The organism is Pseudomonas putida, assembly GCF_016406145.1.
Classification (GTDB): Bacteria; Pseudomonadota; Gammaproteobacteria; order Pseudomonadales; family Pseudomonadaceae; genus Aquipseudomonas; species Aquipseudomonas putida_E.
In genome coordinates, this window is sequence record NZ_CP066306.1 from 5,493,370 (window position 1) to 5,508,797 (window position 15,428).

Here is a 15,428-nt window from a genome sequence, read left to right on the forward strand (position 1 = left end):
GAGGGCCACAGCGGCGCCCCGGCACAGGCGAATCAATCAAGGCGCGCTGGCGACCTTGGCCGGGGGTGTCCAGATCACGTCCTTGATGCTCAGCGGCTTGGGAATCAGCTTCAGCGCCTGGAAGGTGTCGGCGATTTTCTGTTGTGCGGCCACCACCTCGGGGGTCAGCGGCGCGGCACCGTAGCCTTGGCGCTTGACCGAAGTCAGGGTGATGTCGGCAGGCAGCCCGAGCAGCGGAGCGACCTGGTCGGTCACTTCCTGCGGGTTGGCCTGCGACCATTTGCCCACGGCGCGTACTTCTTCGATGAGGGCGTTGATCACAGCCGGATGCTGGGTCGCGTAGTTGCGGGTGGCCAGGTAGAACTGGTGGTTGTCGACCAGGTCTTTGCCGTCACGCAGGGTGCGTGCCTGCAGCTGCTGTTCGGCGGCGGCCTGGTACGGGTCCCAGATCACCCAGGCATCGACGCTGCCACGCTCGAACGCGGCGCGGGCATCGGCCGGCGGCAGGTAGACGGGCTGTATATCGCTGTACTTGAGGCCGGCCTCTTCCAGGGCGCGGACCAGCAGGTAGTGAACGTTCGAACCTTTGTTGAGCGCAACTTTCTTGCCTTTGAGTTCCTTCACCGACTGGATCGGCGAACCCTTCGGTACAAGGATCGCTTCACTGTGCGGCGCAGGCGGTTCGTAGGCCACATAGAGCAGATCGGCACCGGCGGCCTGAGCGAATACCGGCGGCGTTTCACCAGTTACGCCAAAGTCGATGGAGCCGACATTCAAGCCTTCGAGCAGCTGCGGGCCACCGGGGAATTCGGTCCATTGCACCTGGATGCCCTGATCGGCCAGGCGCTTTTCCAGCGTGCCCTTGGCTTTGAGCAGCACCAGGGTGCCGTATTTCTGATAGCCGATACGCAGGCTTTCAGCCTGGGCTTGGGTAATGGCGCCGAAGGACACAGCCGCCGCAAACAGGGCGACCAGACCACGACGCAAGAAGACTGTGCGCATGGCGCTCTCCTGTGCGAGTAGGTTCGGGTTGCACCTGCTTGCCTCGTTGACGGGCGAGTAAGGTGTATGACGCGATAAAGCCGTTGTGCCGGTTCAGATGCTCCAGCGGGCACTGATCAAGCGTTCGTTGAGTACGCCGGGGGCCACGGGCCGCGGCCGACGGGCCAGGGCAACGTGGAAGGTTTCCAGCGCGTCCTGCAGGCGCTCTTGCAGAGCGGGTGACAACTGTGCCGGCTGGCCGTCCTCTGCGTAGGCGACCTGGCTGTCGTCGGCGAAGATCCCTTGCAGGGTCTCTTGCGCCTTGAGTGCTGACAGCACCGGCTTTAACGCGTAATCCACCGCCAGCATGTGGGCGATGCTGCCGCCGGTGGCGATTGGCAGCACGATCTTGTGAGCCAGGGCGCGTTCGGGCAGCAGGTCGAGCAATGTTTTCAATGCCCCGGCAAACGATGCCTTGTACACCGGGGTGGCGACGATCAGGCCGTCGGCCTGAGCCACCAGTTGCTGGAAGTGTTGCACCTGCGGGCTGTCGAAGCGCGCATGGAGCAGGTCCTCAGCGGCGAAGTCACGTACCTGGAAGGTCACCACCTCGGCGCCACGGTCCTGCAGCCACTGGCGCGAACGCTCGAGCAGCACGCCGGAGCGGGAACGGGTACTGGGGCTACCACCGATTGAGACGACCAGCATTGAAGCGCTTCCTTGTGTTCTGTTGGGGTGACATTAGCAGCCTGGGTATATATCTAGAAATCATATTTTTTCATTTGTTTATTCCATAAAGTGCTTTGGTGATTCTTTGATACTGGGGCCGCTTTGCGGCCCTTTCGCGACACAAGGCCGCTCCTACGAGGAGCCGCGCCTTGTGTCGCGATGGGCTGCGCAGCAGCCCCACGCCTGAGCGGTTTGTGCAGGCATAAAAAAGGGCCGTCGAAACGGCCCGAATATCCCTGCTATGGCTAAGAGCAATGCAACGAGAATTCTTCAGCGATTGGGTTGCGGGGTCAGCCGCAGATAGGGTTTTACAGCGCGGTAGCCTTTCGGGAAGCGCTGCTTGATCTCGTCCTCATCCTTCAGCGAAGGCACGATCACCACTTCGTCGCCATCCTGCCAGTTACCTGGCGTGGCGACCTTGTGGTTGTCGGTGAGCTGCAGCGAGTCGATCACCCGCAGTATTTCGTTGAAGTTGCGCCCGGTACTGGCTGGATAGGTAATGGTCAGGCGTACCTTCTTGTTCGGGTCGATGACGAACAGCGAGCGCACGGTCAGGGTGTCGCTGGCGTTCGGGTGGATCAGGTCGTACAGGTCGGAAACCTTGCGGTCGGCGTCGGCGATGATTGGGAAGTTGACCACGGTGTTCTGGGTCTCGTTAATGTCCTCGATCCACTTGTGGTGCGAGTCGACCGGGTCCACGGACAGGGCGATGGCCTTGACCCCACGTTTGGCGAAGTCGTCCTTGAGCTTGGCGGTCAGGCCCAGCTCGGTGGTGCACACCGGGGTGAAGTCGGCCGGGTGAGAGAACAGCACACCCCAGCTGTTACCGAGCCACTCGTGGAAGCGGATCGTACCTTCGCTGGAATCCTGTTCGAAGTCGGGGGCGATGTCGCCGAGTTTGAGACTCATGGTGCGGCTCCTGGGCTATGGGCTGGCCTTGTGAGGTTCAATTTGCCTGCATTCCGATAAAAACAAAAAGAATAAATAATGATTTATTTATAACCATAAGGAATACAAAATGACGCGCACAAAAAAGCCTCGCGCTAGGCGAGGCTCTTTTTCACAACTACGTTTTACATGAAGTTGTAAGTGTAGTTCACGATGAAGCGGGTCTGGTCCTTATCGACCGGAGCCTCGCCTTCGCCGCGGTAAATACCGTGACGCAGGCTCGCACCCAGACCTTTCAAGGTGCCTTCTTGAATCACGTAGTCGACACGAGCGTCGCGTTCCCATTCGTGGTAAGTACCGCTACCAGATTGGTTACGGATATCAGTACCACGCAGGTAGGAGACCGACGCCTTCAGGCCAGGGACGCCAACACGGGCGAAATCATAGCTGTACTGGCCGAACGTAGTGTTGGTACCTGCGCGGGCGAACTGGTTGATCATGCTGTCGGTGAACAGGTAGAAGCTGGCACCACCAGCGCCTTCCAGGTTGCCATTACCATCCTCGACGTTACCTTGGTTCAGCCAGACGAAACCACCGTCATCGCTGACCTGCTGATGGCCAACCATCAACGCATGGCCACCCAGGGTGTAGGTGAACATGGCCGACCAGGTCTTGTTGTCGATCTCGCCAGCATTTTTAGCGTAACCGCCGTTGTTGTTGAAGAAGTACTCACCACCATCGCCGTTCTTCCCGTCGCTGCTGCTGTCGAAGTAGCGAAGGTCAGTCTTGAACGAGGAATCGTCCGAAAGTTTAAAGACGTGGGTTGCACCCAGGAAGTGCTGTTTGTAGAAGTCCTTCAGGTTCGAGTAGTAGTACTGCAGGGTCAGATCTGGAGTGAGCTTGTAGTCCAGACCGCCGTAGTAGAACTTGTTGCTGTCAACCGCAGAGCCGGCAACAGACAAACCCGTGCGGTTGCTCGAAGCACGGCCCATGGCGTGAGTCAGCTGACCTGCGTTGATGGTCAGGTTGTCGATTTCCTTCGACTGAATGGTACCGCCTTCAAAAGTTTGCGGCAGCAGACGGCCATCGTTGGCAACCAGGATTGGCAGATTCGGAGCCAGCGCGCTACCGAAATGGGCCTCGGTCTTCGAGAAGCGAGCCTTGGCATTACCGCCAATACGTGCCCAATCGTGGACTGCAGACCCATCGGAATCGCTTGGGAAGAAGCTGTTGTTGGCATCTGGACGGCTGCCACGGCCACCATCAAGGTGAATACCCCACAGCGCTTGTACATCAACACCAAAGCCTACGACACCCTGGGTGAAACCAGACAGGTAGTCGAGCTTGAAACCCTGACCACTTTCTTCTTGGTCGGTACCGCCATCACGGTTGTCATCGTTGAAATACATGGTGCGCGAGCTGAGGGACAATTTGCTGTCTTCAACGAAACCGGCAGCGCCTGCTTGTTGGGCGAGAACCCCCAGTGCCACGGCCAGAGCCAGGCTGGACTTGTACATGTTTTGCTCCTCTACGTTCTAATTTTTGTGTATCTCTGGCGGCAGGATCTGATGCCCCGCTCACCGTGGACTGGCGATTTAGTCCCAAAGAATGACCACTAAGTCAATCGTTACTGAACATTTCACGACTTTGGTCTAAGACGCCACCTGCGCTACAGGATAATGACAATCCTATAAATCCAAAATGACCGTTTTATGAATTTGTAAGATTTTTAAGGCATATGGTTGAAACCTTTACTGCCAAAAGCTGTATCGGCAGACGCTTGTAATAGCTTTAGGTTATTTGCAAACGTTTGCTCATATCCTTATTTCCAATTGCTCTGTCAAGCCGAAAAGACCGAGCAGTGCACTTGGTCTTCACCCTGAAGCCTGATCAAGCCCTTCAGCTTAAAGCGAATGGCTCCTATGCTAATTCCAAAAAGTTATTTATTTTCTGTTTCTTAGATCATCTAGCCTTCTTGCCATCCATCACACCGATTGCCTGACAAGAGGTTCGACCATGATCCCGCACGCTCCACTGCGCCTGCTCGCCGCCCTGACCCTCGCCGGCACCAGCTGGTTCGCCCAGGCCGCCGACCTTACCGTCGCCTACCAGACCACCGTCGACCCGGCCAAGGTGGCCCAGGTCGATGGCGACTACGAAAAAGCCAGCAAGGCCAGCATCGACTGGCGCAAGTTCGATAACGGCGCCGATGTGATCACCGCAGTGGCCAGCGGCGACGTGCAGATCGGCTACCTGGGCTCCAGCCCGCTGGCCGCTGCCGCCACCCGCAAGCTGCCGGTGGAAACCTTCCTGATCGCCACCCAGATCGGCGCCGGCGAAGCGCTGGTGGCCCGCGACAGCATCAAGACCCCACAAGACCTGATCGGCAAGAAAGTCGCCGTGCCCTTTGTTTCCACCGGCCACTACAGCCTGCTGGCCGCGCTGAAGAGCTGGAACATCGACCCGTCCAAGGTGCAGATCCTCAACCTCGCCCCACCGGCGATCATCGCTGCCTGGAAGCGCGGCGACATCGACGCCACCTACGTTTGGGACCCCGCCCTGGGTGTGGCCAAGGAAAACGGCAAGGTGCTGATCACCTCCGGAGAGTTGGCCGAGAAAGGCGCACCGACCTTCGATGCCTGGATCGTGCGCAAGGACTTCGCCGACAAGCACCCCGACGTGGTCAAAGCGTTTGCCAAGGTCACCCTCGACGCCTACGCCGACTATCGCAAAGACCCGCAGGCCTGGCTTGCCAACAAGGACAACGTGGCCAAGCTGGTGAAGCTGTCCGGTGCCAAGGCCAGTGATATTCCTGTTCTGTTGCAAGGCAACGTCTACCCGCTGGCCGCCGACCAGGCCGACGCCCTGGGCGCACCGACCACTCAAGCGCTGACCGACACCGCCACCTTCCTCAAGCAGCAAGGCAAGGTCGACGCCGTGCTGCCGGACTATTCGGCCTACGTCAGCGCCAAGTTCTTGCCCAATTGATCCGGAGCCCGTCATGGCCTTGCTAGAACTGGAGCGCATCAGCGCACAGTACCCCGGCGCCAGCACCCCTGTGCTGGCCGACATCAACCTCAGCCTGGGCCCAGGCCAGCTGCTTGTAGCGCTGGGTCCCTCCGGCAGCGGCAAGACGTCCCTGCTCAACCTGATCGCGGGCTTCGTCGCCCCCAGCGGCGGGCGCATCACCCTTGACGGCGTGCCGGTGCAAGGCCCCGGCGCCGAACGCGGCGTGGTGTTTCAGGACGATGCCCTGCTGCCGTGGCAGAACGTGCTGGGCAATGTCGCCTTCGGCTTGGAGCTGGGCGGTGTAGCCCGCGGCGAGCGAGAGGCCAAGGCACGGGAAATGCTGGCACTGGTCGATCTGGATGGCTTTGGCGAGCGGCGCATCTGGCAACTGTCCGGTGGCCAGAAGCAGCGTGTGGGCCTGGCCCGCGCGCTGGCGGCCGACCCAAGGGTGCTGCTGATGGACGAGCCGTTCGGCGCCCTCGACGCGTTCACTCGCGAGCAGATGCAGGAACTGTTGCTGCAAGTCTGGCAGCGCACCGCCAAACCGGTGTTCCTGATCACTCACGACATCGAGGAGGCCGTATTCCTTGCTACCGAACTGGTGCTGCTGGCCCCCGACCCAGGCCGTGTGGTCGAGCGCCTGCAGCTGGACTTCGGCCAACGTTATGCCGCTGGCGAATCGGCCCGGGCAATAAAGTCTGACCCTCGCTTCATTGAAACCCGCGAGCATGTGCTGGCGCGGGTTTTCTCCCAACGCCAAAGCCTGCAGGAGCACGCATGAGCAGCCTTGATCTGCTGGTCGCCAGCAAGCGCGACAGCCAAGCCCGGCCCGTTGAAAAAGCGCGCCGCCAGCTCGCCACCCGCTGGATCAGCACGCTAACCCTGGCCAGCCTGCTGCTGGTCTGGTGGCTGGTGACCGCCGCCGGCTGGATCGAGCCACTGTTCCTGCCTGCACCCGGTGACATCCTGGCCAAAGCCTGGAGCTTGCTCACCCAAGGCTACATGGACGCCAGCCTGTGGCAACACCTGGGCGCGAGCCTGGGCCGCATCGGCCTGGCGCTGGTTGCCGCGACCCTGACTGCCATCCCGGTCGGAATCGCCATCGGCTACAACCGTGTGGCTCGCGGCATCCTCGATCCACTGATCGAGTTCTACCGCCCCATACCGCCACTGGCCTACCTGCCACTGATCGTCATCTGGTGCGGTATCGGCGAGCTGTCCAAGGTACTGCTGATCTACTTGGCAATCTTCGCCCCGATCGCCATCGCCACGGCCACCGGCGTGCGCACCGTCGACCCGGCCAGATTGCGCGCTGCGCAATCGCTGGGGGCGACCAAGGTGCAACTGATCCGCCACGTAATCCTGCCCAGCGCCCTGCCCGACATACTCACCGGCATCCGTATCGGCCTGGGTGTGGGCTGGTCGACCCTTGTAGCCGCCGAGCTGATCGCTGCCACTAGCGGCCTGGGCTTCATGGTGCAGTCGGCGGCGCAGTTTCTGGTGACCGACGTGGTGGTGCTGGGCATCCTGCTGATCGCCCTGATCGCCTTCGCCCTGGAGATGGGCCTGCGCGCCCTGCAGCGCAAGCTGGTGCCCTGGCATGGGCAAAGCCACTGACCGATTGCGGACTGACCACGCCGGCTACCCGGCGCCTGGAGTGAGAAAAGACATGAGCCTGACCGTTACCCCCCTCAGCCCGGCCCTCGGCGCCCAGATCAGCGGCGTGGACATCAGTCGCGAGATTACCGTCGAGCAGCGCGACGCCATCGAGCAGGCACTGCTCCAACACCAGGTGCTGTTCTTCCGGGACCAGCCGATCACACCCGAGCAGCAAGCGCACTTTGCCGCGCGCTTCGGCGACCTGCACATCCACCCGATCTACCCCAACGTACCGCAAACCCCGCAGGTGCTGATCCTCGACACCGCGGTCACCGACGTACGCGATAATGCCGTGTGGCACACCGACGTGACCTTCCTGCCGACCCCGGCGCTGGGTGCGGTGCTCAGTGCCAAGCAGTTGCCGGCCTATGGCGGCGATACCTTGTGGGCCAGCGGCATTGCCGCTTTCCAAGCCCTGTCGGCACCCCTGCGCGAGATGCTCGATGGCCTGACTGCAATGCACGATTTCACCAAATCGTTCCCGCTCGAGCGCTTTGGCACTACGCCTGAAGACCTGGCGCGCTGGGAAGCGACCCGGCGCAACAACCCGCCGCTGTCACACCCGGTTATTCGTACGCACCCGGTGAGCGGCCGCAAGGCGTTGTTCGTCAATGAAGGGTTCACCACGCGGATCAATGAGCTGAGCGAGCTGGAGAGTGAAGCATTGCTCAAGCTGCTGTTCGCCCATGCGACGCGGCCGGAGTTCAGCATTCGCTGGCGTTGGCAGGAGAACGACGTGGCGTTCTGGGACAACCGCGTCACTCAGCATTTTGCGGTGGATGATTACCGGCCGAACCGGCGGGTGATGCATCGGGCGACCATCCTGGGGGATGCGCCGTTCTGAAAGAACCTTGGGAGGCCTTTGGCCTCCTTTCGCGACACAAGGCCGCTCCTACAGGCAATCGCGTATCCCTGTTGGAGCGGCCTTGTGTCGCGAAAGGGCCGCACTGCGGCCCCGGCGGTCTAGCGGACCAGATGCAAGAACTGCATATGCCGCTCGTACTGGTCGAGGATGTCGTTGATGATCTGCTCCTTGCTGTAGCCCACCAGGTCGTAGTTCTGGCTGCCCTCGCTAAGGTGCACCTCCGCCCGGTAATAACGGCGGTTCTTCAAATCCTGCGTCCCCAACCCACCCAGCGCGAACGACGGCGTGAAATACCCACGCATCTGCACCTGATAGATGAACGGCTGCTCTTCACCATGGCCCACTTTCAGGCTGACGTTGTCATGGCTGGGGTCGTCCTGGGTCACCAGTACCAGGCCTTTCTGCTCGAACACCTCGCGCACATCGGCAATCGCCGGGCGCACCACGTCGTCCATGAAGCGGTACACCTCATCGCGTGACGGGAAGTGCACCGCCTGGCTCAAGCGCTGGCGCCAACCACCACGGCCACGGCGGGACTGCGCGAACGGTGCCAGCGAATGCAACTGGGCGATCTGGCGCTGCGACTCCAGGTAGAACGCCTTATGCAGCCCCCACATCATGCACAGCAGGATCAACGAGAACGGCAGCGAGGTCAGCACCACCGCCGATTTGAGCGAGTCGATGCTGCCGGCGAACAGCAGGCTGCTAGTGATCAGCGCAGTCATCGCGCCCCAGAAGATCCGCAACCAGTTCGGCCCGTCTTCATCAGCACCGCCATCCTTGGCGGACAAGGTCGAGAGCACCACCGTGCCCGAGTCCGCCGATGTGACGAAGAACACGAAGCTGATGAACACCGTCACCGCGATGACGGCCTTGCTCCACGGGTAGGTCTCCAGCAGCAGGTACAGGCTCATCGACGGGTTATCGATGGCCGACTGGCCGAGCGCGGTCATGCCGTGGTTCAGCACCTGGTCCAGCGCGCTGTTGCCGAAGATCGACATCCACGCCAGGGTGAAGCCCAGCGGGATCAGCAGCACGCCGAAGACGAATTCACGGATGGTTCGGCCACGCGAGATACGGGCGATGAACAGCCCCACGAAAGGCGCCCAGGCAATCCACCAGGCCCAGTAGAACACCGTCCAGCCACCCAGCCAGTCACGGTTTTCGCCGTAGGCATAAACGTCGAAGCTCTTGCGTGGCAGGGCGCCAAGGTAATCGCCAAGGTTCTGGATCAGGGTATTGAACAGGTGCTGGGTGGGCCCGGCAAACAGCACGAACAGCAGCAGGGCACAGGCCAGGAACAGGTTGATGTCGCTCATCACCCGAACACCCTTCTCTACCCCCGCAACCGCTACAGCCACCGCAGCGCCCATCATCAGGACGATGAGCGCGATCTGCACCCATTGGCTATGGCTGATGCCGAAAAGGTAGTCGAGGCCGGCATTGAGGTGCAGCACCCCGAAGCCCATGTCAGCGCCAAGGCCGAACACCGTGGCGATGATGCCGAAACCGTCTACCGCGTAGCCGATCGGCCCGTTGATACGCTTGCCGATCAGCGGATACAGCGCCGAACGCAAAGCCAACGGCAGGTTGTGGCGATAGGCGAAATAGGCCAGCGCCATGCCGACGAAGGCAAACACGCCCCAGCCATGCAGGCCCCAGTGCAGGAACAGTATCTGCATCGCCTGGCGCCCGGCCTCCGCCGTGCCCGCCTCACCTTGGGGGGGCTGGAGCATGTGGGTCAGGGGTTCGGAAACGCAGAAGAAGAACAGGGTGATGCTGATACCGGCGGCGAACAACATGCCGGCCCACGACAGGTAGCTGAACTCGGGTTCGTCGTGGTCGGCACCGAGCTTGATCTTGCCGTAGCCGGACAAGGCGGTGACCACCACGAAGACCAGGTACAGGGTCATGGCCAGCATGTAGTACCAGCCGACCGTATTGGCCGCCCAGTTCTGCGCAGCCAAGAGCCAGTCGCCCGCTGCTTGAGGTTGGGCGATGACCACCAGGCCGAAGATGAGTATGAAGCTTGCCGCAAAATAGAACACCGGAGGGTTCATGCGGATCTGGCTGTTGGAAGAGGTCGGTGCACTCATTGGGCATGCACCTCGTCGATTGACGTGAGGTTCGGAATGAACGGGTTCAGCAAAGGAATCCTCCTGTTGAACACCGGCAGCGGACCAGCGTTTTTTCGTTGAACAAGCGTTCAAGTTAACCATGGATCGGGATTCGATGCGACCCGGGCTGCTGATCGGCGCATTCCTGCACCGGCATAAGGCCGGTACAGGCGGTGAAGAATTCAGGTCAATTCTTGCCCTGGCAATCCAACTGTAGATTGGCCTGGGTAATGTTGCTTTCGGCCGGCACACTCCGGGTCAGCCACACATTGCCGCCAATGGTCGAACCTTTGCCGATGGTGATCCTTCCCAGGATGGTCGCCCCCGCGTAGATCACAACATCGTCCTCAACGATCGGGTGGCGGGCCAGGCCTTTGTGCAACGTACCCGACTCATCGCTCGGGAAGCGCTTGGCGCCAAGGGTCACCGCCTGGTAGATGCGCACACGCTCACCGATGATTGCAGTCTCGCCGATCACCACACCGGTACCGTGGTCGATGAAGAAGCTCGGGCCGATCTGCGCGCCCGGGTGGATATCGATACCCGTGGCCGAATGCGCCAGCTCCGAACAGATGCGCGCCAACAATGGCAAACCGGCCTGGTACAAATGGTGGGCCAGTCGGTGATGGATGATGGCGAGTATGCCCGGATAGCACAGCAGCACTTCGTCGACGCTGCGCGCTGCCGGGTCACCGTGGTAGGCGGCGAGCACATCGGTGTCGAGCAGCACGCGCAGGCCTGGCAGGGCGGCGGCAAAATCCTGGATCAGGCGCAGTGCCTGGGCATCGACGGCGGCCAGGTCAGCGTTGCTCTGGCGCGCGGCATAGCGCAGTTCCAGGCGTGCCTGGGCCAGCAACGCGGTCAGCGCGGCGTCGAGGGTGTGGCCAACGTAGAAGTCCTCGCTCTCTTCGCGCAGGTCTACCGGGCCAAGGCGCATCGGAAACAGCGCACCGCATAGCTGCTCGAGGACCTGCCGAATGGCCTCGCGCGAAGGCAGTTCGCGCCCGCCCTGCTCGCCAATGCTGCGGCCATTGCGGCTGCGCCACTGCTCACGGGCGCTGCGCAGGCCGCTGACAATACTGTGCAACTGCCAATGCGCGGATGAAGGTTGTTCGCTCACGGTGCTCTCCTGCCAGGGCCAATCAGATAGTTTGCAATCCACTTTACGGCAAATCAGCCCCTTGGAAAAAACAACGCTTTATTCCATCCTGCGCTAAGTCGGGCATAAGCCGCGATGACGGACCCGGCATCGTCGCCTACCCTCAAAGCAGCCAAAACCCGGCACAGATCAAAAAGGAAATAACAAAATAAGTTTTTATTATTTCCTGGCCTATGAAGCCAACCCTATAGTCGCCACCCACCACTTCCACAACAAGCGCGGGGCCTGACATGTCGAAATTCGCCAAACCGCTTCTCAATGCCAGCCTGGCCATCCTGCTGGGCACCGGTCTGTTCAGCCAGGCATTCGCCGGCGAGCAACTGAAAACCATCCAGGAAAAAGGCGTGATCAACGTCGGCCTCGAGGGCACCTACCCGCCGTTCAGCTTCCAGGATGAAAACGGCAAGCTCGCCGGCTTCGAGGTCGAGTTTTCGGAACTGCTGGCCAAGGAGCTGGGCGTCAAGGCCAAGATCCAGCCGACCAAATGGGATGGCATCCTTGCAGCGCTGGAATCCAAGCGCCTGGACGTGGTGGTCAACCAAGTGACCATCTCCGAGGAGCGCAAGAAGAAGTATGACTTCTCCGAGCCCTACACCGTCTCCGGCATCCAGGCGCTGATCCTGAAGAAAAAAGCCGAGCAGTTGAACATCAAGACCGCGCAGGACCTGGCCGGCAAGAAGGTCGGTGTGGGCCTGGGCACCAATTACGAACAGTGGGTGAAGCAGGACGTTCCGAACGCTGAAGTGCGCACCTACGAAGATGACCCGAGCAAGTTCGCCGACCTGCGCAACGGCCGTATCGACGCCATCCTGATCGACCGCCTGGCCGCCCTGGAATACGCGCAAAAAGCCAAGGACACCGAGCTTGCAGGCGACGCCTTCTCGCGCCTGGAAAGCGGCGTGGCCCTGCGCAAGGGTGAGCCGGAGCTGCTGGCGGCCATCGACAAGGCTATCGACAAGCTCAAGGCCGATGGCACCCTGGCCAAGCTGTCCGAGAAATACTTCGGTGCCGATGTCACCAAATGATCGCTGAAAGCCTGCAACTCGTTGTCGATTCCGCGCCCTTCCTGCTGAAGGGCGCGGGTTATACAGTGCTGCTGAGTGTCGGCGGTATGTTCTTCGGCCTGGTGCTGGGTTTTGCCCTGGCACTGATGCGCCTGTCGAAGATCCTGCCGCTGGACTGGCTGGCACGCATCTATGTGTCGTTCTTCCGGGGCACACCGCTGCTGGTGCAGTTGTTCGTGATCTACTTCGGCATGCCGCAGATCGGTATCGAGCTCGACCCGATCCCGGCCTCGCTGATTGGCCTGTCGCTGAACATGGCAGCGTATATCTGCGAAATCCTGCGTGCGGCGATCTCCTCGATCGACCGTGGCCAGTGGGAAGCAGCCGCCAGCATCGGCATGACCCGCACCCAGGCCATGCGCCGGGCGATCCTGCCGCAAGCCCTGCGCACGGCGTTGCCGCCGCTGGGTAACAGCTTCATTTCGCTGGTCAAGGACACCGCCTTGGCGGCGACCATCCAGGTGCCCGAGCTGTTCCGCCAGGCGCAGCTGATTACTGCGCGCACTTTCGAAGTATTCACCATGTACCTGGCCGTTGCGGTGGTCTACTGGATCCTCTGCAGCATCCTCGCGCACTTCCAGAACCGCATGGAAGCGCGGGTCAACCAGCACGACCAGGAGCACTGAAGATGATCGTAGTAGAAGGGCTGACCAAGCAGTTCAAAGGCCAGACCGTGCTCAACGGCATCAACCTGACCGTGCAACCGGGCGAAGTGGTGGCCATCATCGGCCCCAGCGGCTCGGGCAAGACTACCTTCCTGCGTTGCCTCAACCTGCTGGAAACGCCAGACGCCGGGCGCATTCAGATCGGTGCCATCAGCATCGATGCCAACCGCCCGCTTGGTAACCAGCAAAGTGCCATTCGCCGCTTGCGCCAGCAGGCCGGCTTCGTGTTCCAGAGCTTCAACCTGTTCCCTCATCGTACAGCGCTGGAAAACGTCATCGAAGGGCCGGTGATCGTCAAGAAGACGCCCCGCGCCCAAGCCATCGAGCTGGGCCGCAAGCTGCTGGCCAAGGTCGGGCTGGCGGGCAAGGAAGACGCCTACCCCAAACGCCTTTCGGGCGGACAGCAACAGCGCGTTGCCATCGCCCGGGCGCTGGCCATGGAGCCTGAGGTGATCCTGTTCGATGAACCCACCTCGGCGCTCGACCCTGAGCTGGTCGGCGAAGTGCTGTCGACCATCCGCGGCCTGGCGGAAGAAAAGCGCACCATGATCATCGTCACCCACGAGATGAGCTTTGCGCGTGATGTGGCTAACCGGGTGATCTTCTTCGACAAGGGGGTGATCGTCGAGCAGGGCGAGGCCAAGGCGCTGTTTGCCAATCCCAGGGAAGAGCGGACTCGGCAGTTCTTGCGCAAGTTTCTCGGGACTGCGGCTTCCGAATAATCTGCATTCGTTGCACTGCCCCTATCGTCGGCAAGCCGGCGATAGGGGCAGTGCAGTTCACACAAATCCCCACTTCTATATATATTCAAAAATGTTATTTCATAATATTTTAATAGGCCATTAGGGTATATAAACCGGACCACCGGACCAGCAAACGTCAGTCGCCATCAGCTGTAGCGACATATTCAATTTGTGAGGTCAGGAATGGTCAGGATCACACCACCCCCAGTGCGCAACACCAGGGCATCGAGTGCAGCCAAGGAGCGGCACTGATGTCCAGCCAGCCAAATACCCAATTCCACAGCGATCTCGACAGCTCCCCGCAGCTGCTACCGGCGAAAATACTGCGTAACGACGCACAAGCCCTGCAAGCGGCCCGCGAACTTGCCGAGACCGCTCGCCAGCAGGCAGCCCGCCGCGACCAGCAGCGCAAGCTGCCTTGGGCAGAAATCGAACAATTCACCCGTAGCGGCCTGGGCAGCATCAGCGTGCCCAAGGCTTATGGCGGCCCCGACGTCTCGTTCGAAACCATCGCCGAAGTGTTCCGTATCATCAGCGCCGCGGACCCGGCCTTGGGGCAGATCCCACAGAACCAGTTCGGCATTTTGCAACTGCTGCGCCTGACCGCAACACAAGCCCAACAGGCGCTGATCTTCCGCAGCGTGCTGGACGGCTGGCGCATCGGCAACGCCGGGCCTGAGCGTGGCACCAAGGACACCCTGACGCTGAAGGCGAAAATCACCCGCAGCGGCGACGGCTTTCGCATCAGCGGTGAGAAGTTCTATTCCACCGGTGCGCTGTTCGCCCATTGGGTGGCCGTCAAGGCATTGGACGACGACGGCCGCCAGCGCCTGGCCTTTGTCCGCCGCGGCTCCCCCGGGCTGCGCATCGTCGATGACTGGTCAGGCTTCGGGCAGCGCACCACCGCCAGCGGCACCGTACTACTCGATCAGGTACCGGTCGATGCAGACCTGGTGATCGACAACTGGCGCCAGCGCGATATCCCCAATATCCAGGGCGCAGGCTCGCAGCTGATCCAGGCAGCCATCGATGCCGGCATTGCCGAGGCCGCGATTGAAGATGCAATCCGCTTCGTGCGCGAAAAATCGCGCCCGTGGATCGAAGCCAAGGTCGAGCGCGCCAGCGATGACCCCTATGTGATTGCCGACATCGGCCGCCTGAAACTCGAACTGCATGCCGCCGAGGCACTGCTGCGCAAGGCTGCGCGAGTGCTCGATGAAGTCAACGCTGCACCGATCGACGCAGCCGCCGCCGCACGCGCCTCGATTGCGGTGGCCGAGGCCAAGGTACTGACCACCGAGATATCGCTGCAGGCCAGTGAAAAGTTGTTCGAGCTGGCCGGCAGCCGCGCCACCCTTGCCGAGTTCAACCTCGACCGCCACTGGCGCAACGCCCGGGTGCACACACTGCATGACCCGGTGCGCTGGAAGTATCACGCGGTGGGCGCTTACCACCTGAACGGCACCTTCCCTGCGCGGCATTCCTGGATCTGATTTCTGGCCTTTCGGGGGAGCAGTCTTGCCCCGCGAATGGGCCGCACAACGGCCCC

At 61.2% G+C, this 15,428-nt stretch carries 14 protein-coding genes; 8 read left to right on the plus strand and 6 right to left on the minus strand.

Annotation, left to right across the window (positions count from 1 at the left end; all coding sequences use genetic code 11):
- Positions 1 to 36: 36 nt before the first annotated feature.
- The 4 genes from JET17_RS25380 to JET17_RS25395 form a co-directional block, all read right to left on the minus strand.
- On the minus strand, positions 37 to 1,002 hold the full coding sequence (locus tag JET17_RS25380) for a sulfonate ABC transporter substrate-binding protein (RefSeq protein WP_012316731.1): 966 nt from the start codon (positions 1,000 to 1,002) through the stop codon (positions 37 to 39).
- Between the two features lie 93 nt (positions 1,003 to 1,095).
- Positions 1,096 to 1,689 carry an NADPH-dependent FMN reductase gene (gene ssuE, locus JET17_RS25385; RefSeq protein WP_012316732.1) on the minus strand — a complete coding sequence of 198 codons (594 nt, stop codon included), beginning with the start codon at positions 1,687 to 1,689 and terminating at the stop codon, positions 1,096 to 1,098.
- A 291-nt stretch (positions 1,690 to 1,980) separates the two neighbouring features.
- Positions 1,981 to 2,619: a peroxiredoxin gene (locus JET17_RS25390; RefSeq protein ID WP_012316733.1), complete on the minus strand. Its 639-nt coding sequence runs from the start codon at positions 2,617 to 2,619 to the stop codon at positions 1,981 to 1,983.
- Positions 2,620 to 2,783: 164 nt separating this feature from the next.
- On the minus strand, positions 2,784 to 4,115 hold the full coding sequence (locus JET17_RS25395) for an OprD family outer membrane porin (protein ID WP_012316734.1): 1,332 nt from the start codon (positions 4,113 to 4,115) through the stop codon (positions 2,784 to 2,786).
- A 499-nt stretch (positions 4,116 to 4,614) separates the two neighbouring features.
- Here JET17_RS25395 and tauA point away from each other — a divergent pair, with 499 nt between their 5' ends.
- From tauA to tauD, 4 genes are read left to right on the plus strand one after another with little or no spacing between them, the layout of a single operon-like run.
- Complete coding sequence (tauA, locus tag JET17_RS25400) at positions 4,615 to 5,586, plus strand: taurine ABC transporter substrate-binding protein (RefSeq protein WP_012316735.1); 972 nt, start codon at positions 4,615 to 4,617, stop codon at positions 5,584 to 5,586.
- A 13-nt stretch (positions 5,587 to 5,599) separates the two neighbouring features.
- Positions 5,600 to 6,388: a taurine ABC transporter ATP-binding subunit gene (gene tauB, locus JET17_RS25405; protein WP_012316736.1), complete on the plus strand. Its 789-nt coding sequence runs from the start codon at positions 5,600 to 5,602 to the stop codon at positions 6,386 to 6,388.
- Positions 6,385 to 7,224 carry a taurine ABC transporter permease TauC gene (gene tauC, locus JET17_RS25410; RefSeq protein ID WP_012316737.1) on the plus strand — a complete coding sequence of 280 codons (840 nt, stop codon included), beginning with the start codon at positions 6,385 to 6,387 and terminating at the stop codon, positions 7,222 to 7,224. The genes tauB and tauC overlap by 4 nt, the downstream gene beginning before the upstream one ends.
- 52 nt (positions 7,225 to 7,276) lie before the next feature.
- The gene (tauD, locus tag JET17_RS25415) at positions 7,277 to 8,110 is read left to right on the plus strand and encodes a taurine dioxygenase (RefSeq protein ID WP_012316738.1); all 834 of its coding nucleotides are present in this window, start codon (positions 7,277 to 7,279) and stop codon (positions 8,108 to 8,110) included.
- A gap of 119 nt (positions 8,111 to 8,229) precedes the next feature.
- On the opposite strand, the gene betT is transcribed toward tauD, so the two are convergent.
- Together betT and epsC are read right to left on the minus strand one after the other, a co-directional pair.
- On the minus strand, positions 8,230 to 10,227 hold the full coding sequence (gene betT, locus JET17_RS25420) for a choline transporter BetT (protein ID WP_012316739.1): 1,998 nt from the start codon (positions 10,225 to 10,227) through the stop codon (positions 8,230 to 8,232).
- A gap of 208 nt (positions 10,228 to 10,435) precedes the next feature.
- Positions 10,436 to 11,368 (minus strand): serine O-acetyltransferase EpsC, encoded by a 933-nt coding sequence (epsC, locus tag JET17_RS25425; RefSeq protein ID WP_012316740.1) that lies wholly within the window; start codon positions 11,366 to 11,368, stop codon positions 10,436 to 10,438.
- Positions 11,369 to 11,637: 269 nt separating this feature from the next.
- Here epsC and tcyJ point away from each other — a divergent pair, with 269 nt between their 5' ends.
- The 4 genes from tcyJ to JET17_RS25445 all read left to right on the plus strand — a co-directional run bounded on the left by tcyJ (position 11,638) and on the right by JET17_RS25445 (position 15,372).
- On the plus strand, positions 11,638 to 12,432 hold the full coding sequence (gene tcyJ / locus JET17_RS25430; protein WP_012316741.1) for a cystine ABC transporter substrate-binding protein: 795 nt from the start codon (positions 11,638 to 11,640) through the stop codon (positions 12,430 to 12,432).
- Positions 12,429 to 13,097 (plus strand): cystine ABC transporter permease, encoded by a 669-nt coding sequence (tcyL, locus tag JET17_RS25435; protein ID WP_012316742.1) that lies wholly within the window; start codon positions 12,429 to 12,431, stop codon positions 13,095 to 13,097. Before tcyJ ends, tcyL begins: the two co-directional genes overlap by 4 nt.
- 2 nt (positions 13,098 to 13,099) lie before the next feature.
- Positions 13,100 to 13,858, plus strand: coding sequence for an L-cystine ABC transporter ATP-binding protein TcyN (tcyN, locus tag JET17_RS25440; protein WP_012316743.1), 759 nt, complete (start codon positions 13,100 to 13,102; stop codon positions 13,856 to 13,858).
- Between the two features lie 272 nt (positions 13,859 to 14,130).
- Complete coding sequence (locus JET17_RS25445; RefSeq protein WP_012316744.1) at positions 14,131 to 15,372, plus strand: SfnB family sulfur acquisition oxidoreductase; 1,242 nt, start codon at positions 14,131 to 14,133, stop codon at positions 15,370 to 15,372.
- Positions 15,373 to 15,428 lie beyond the last annotated feature (56 nt).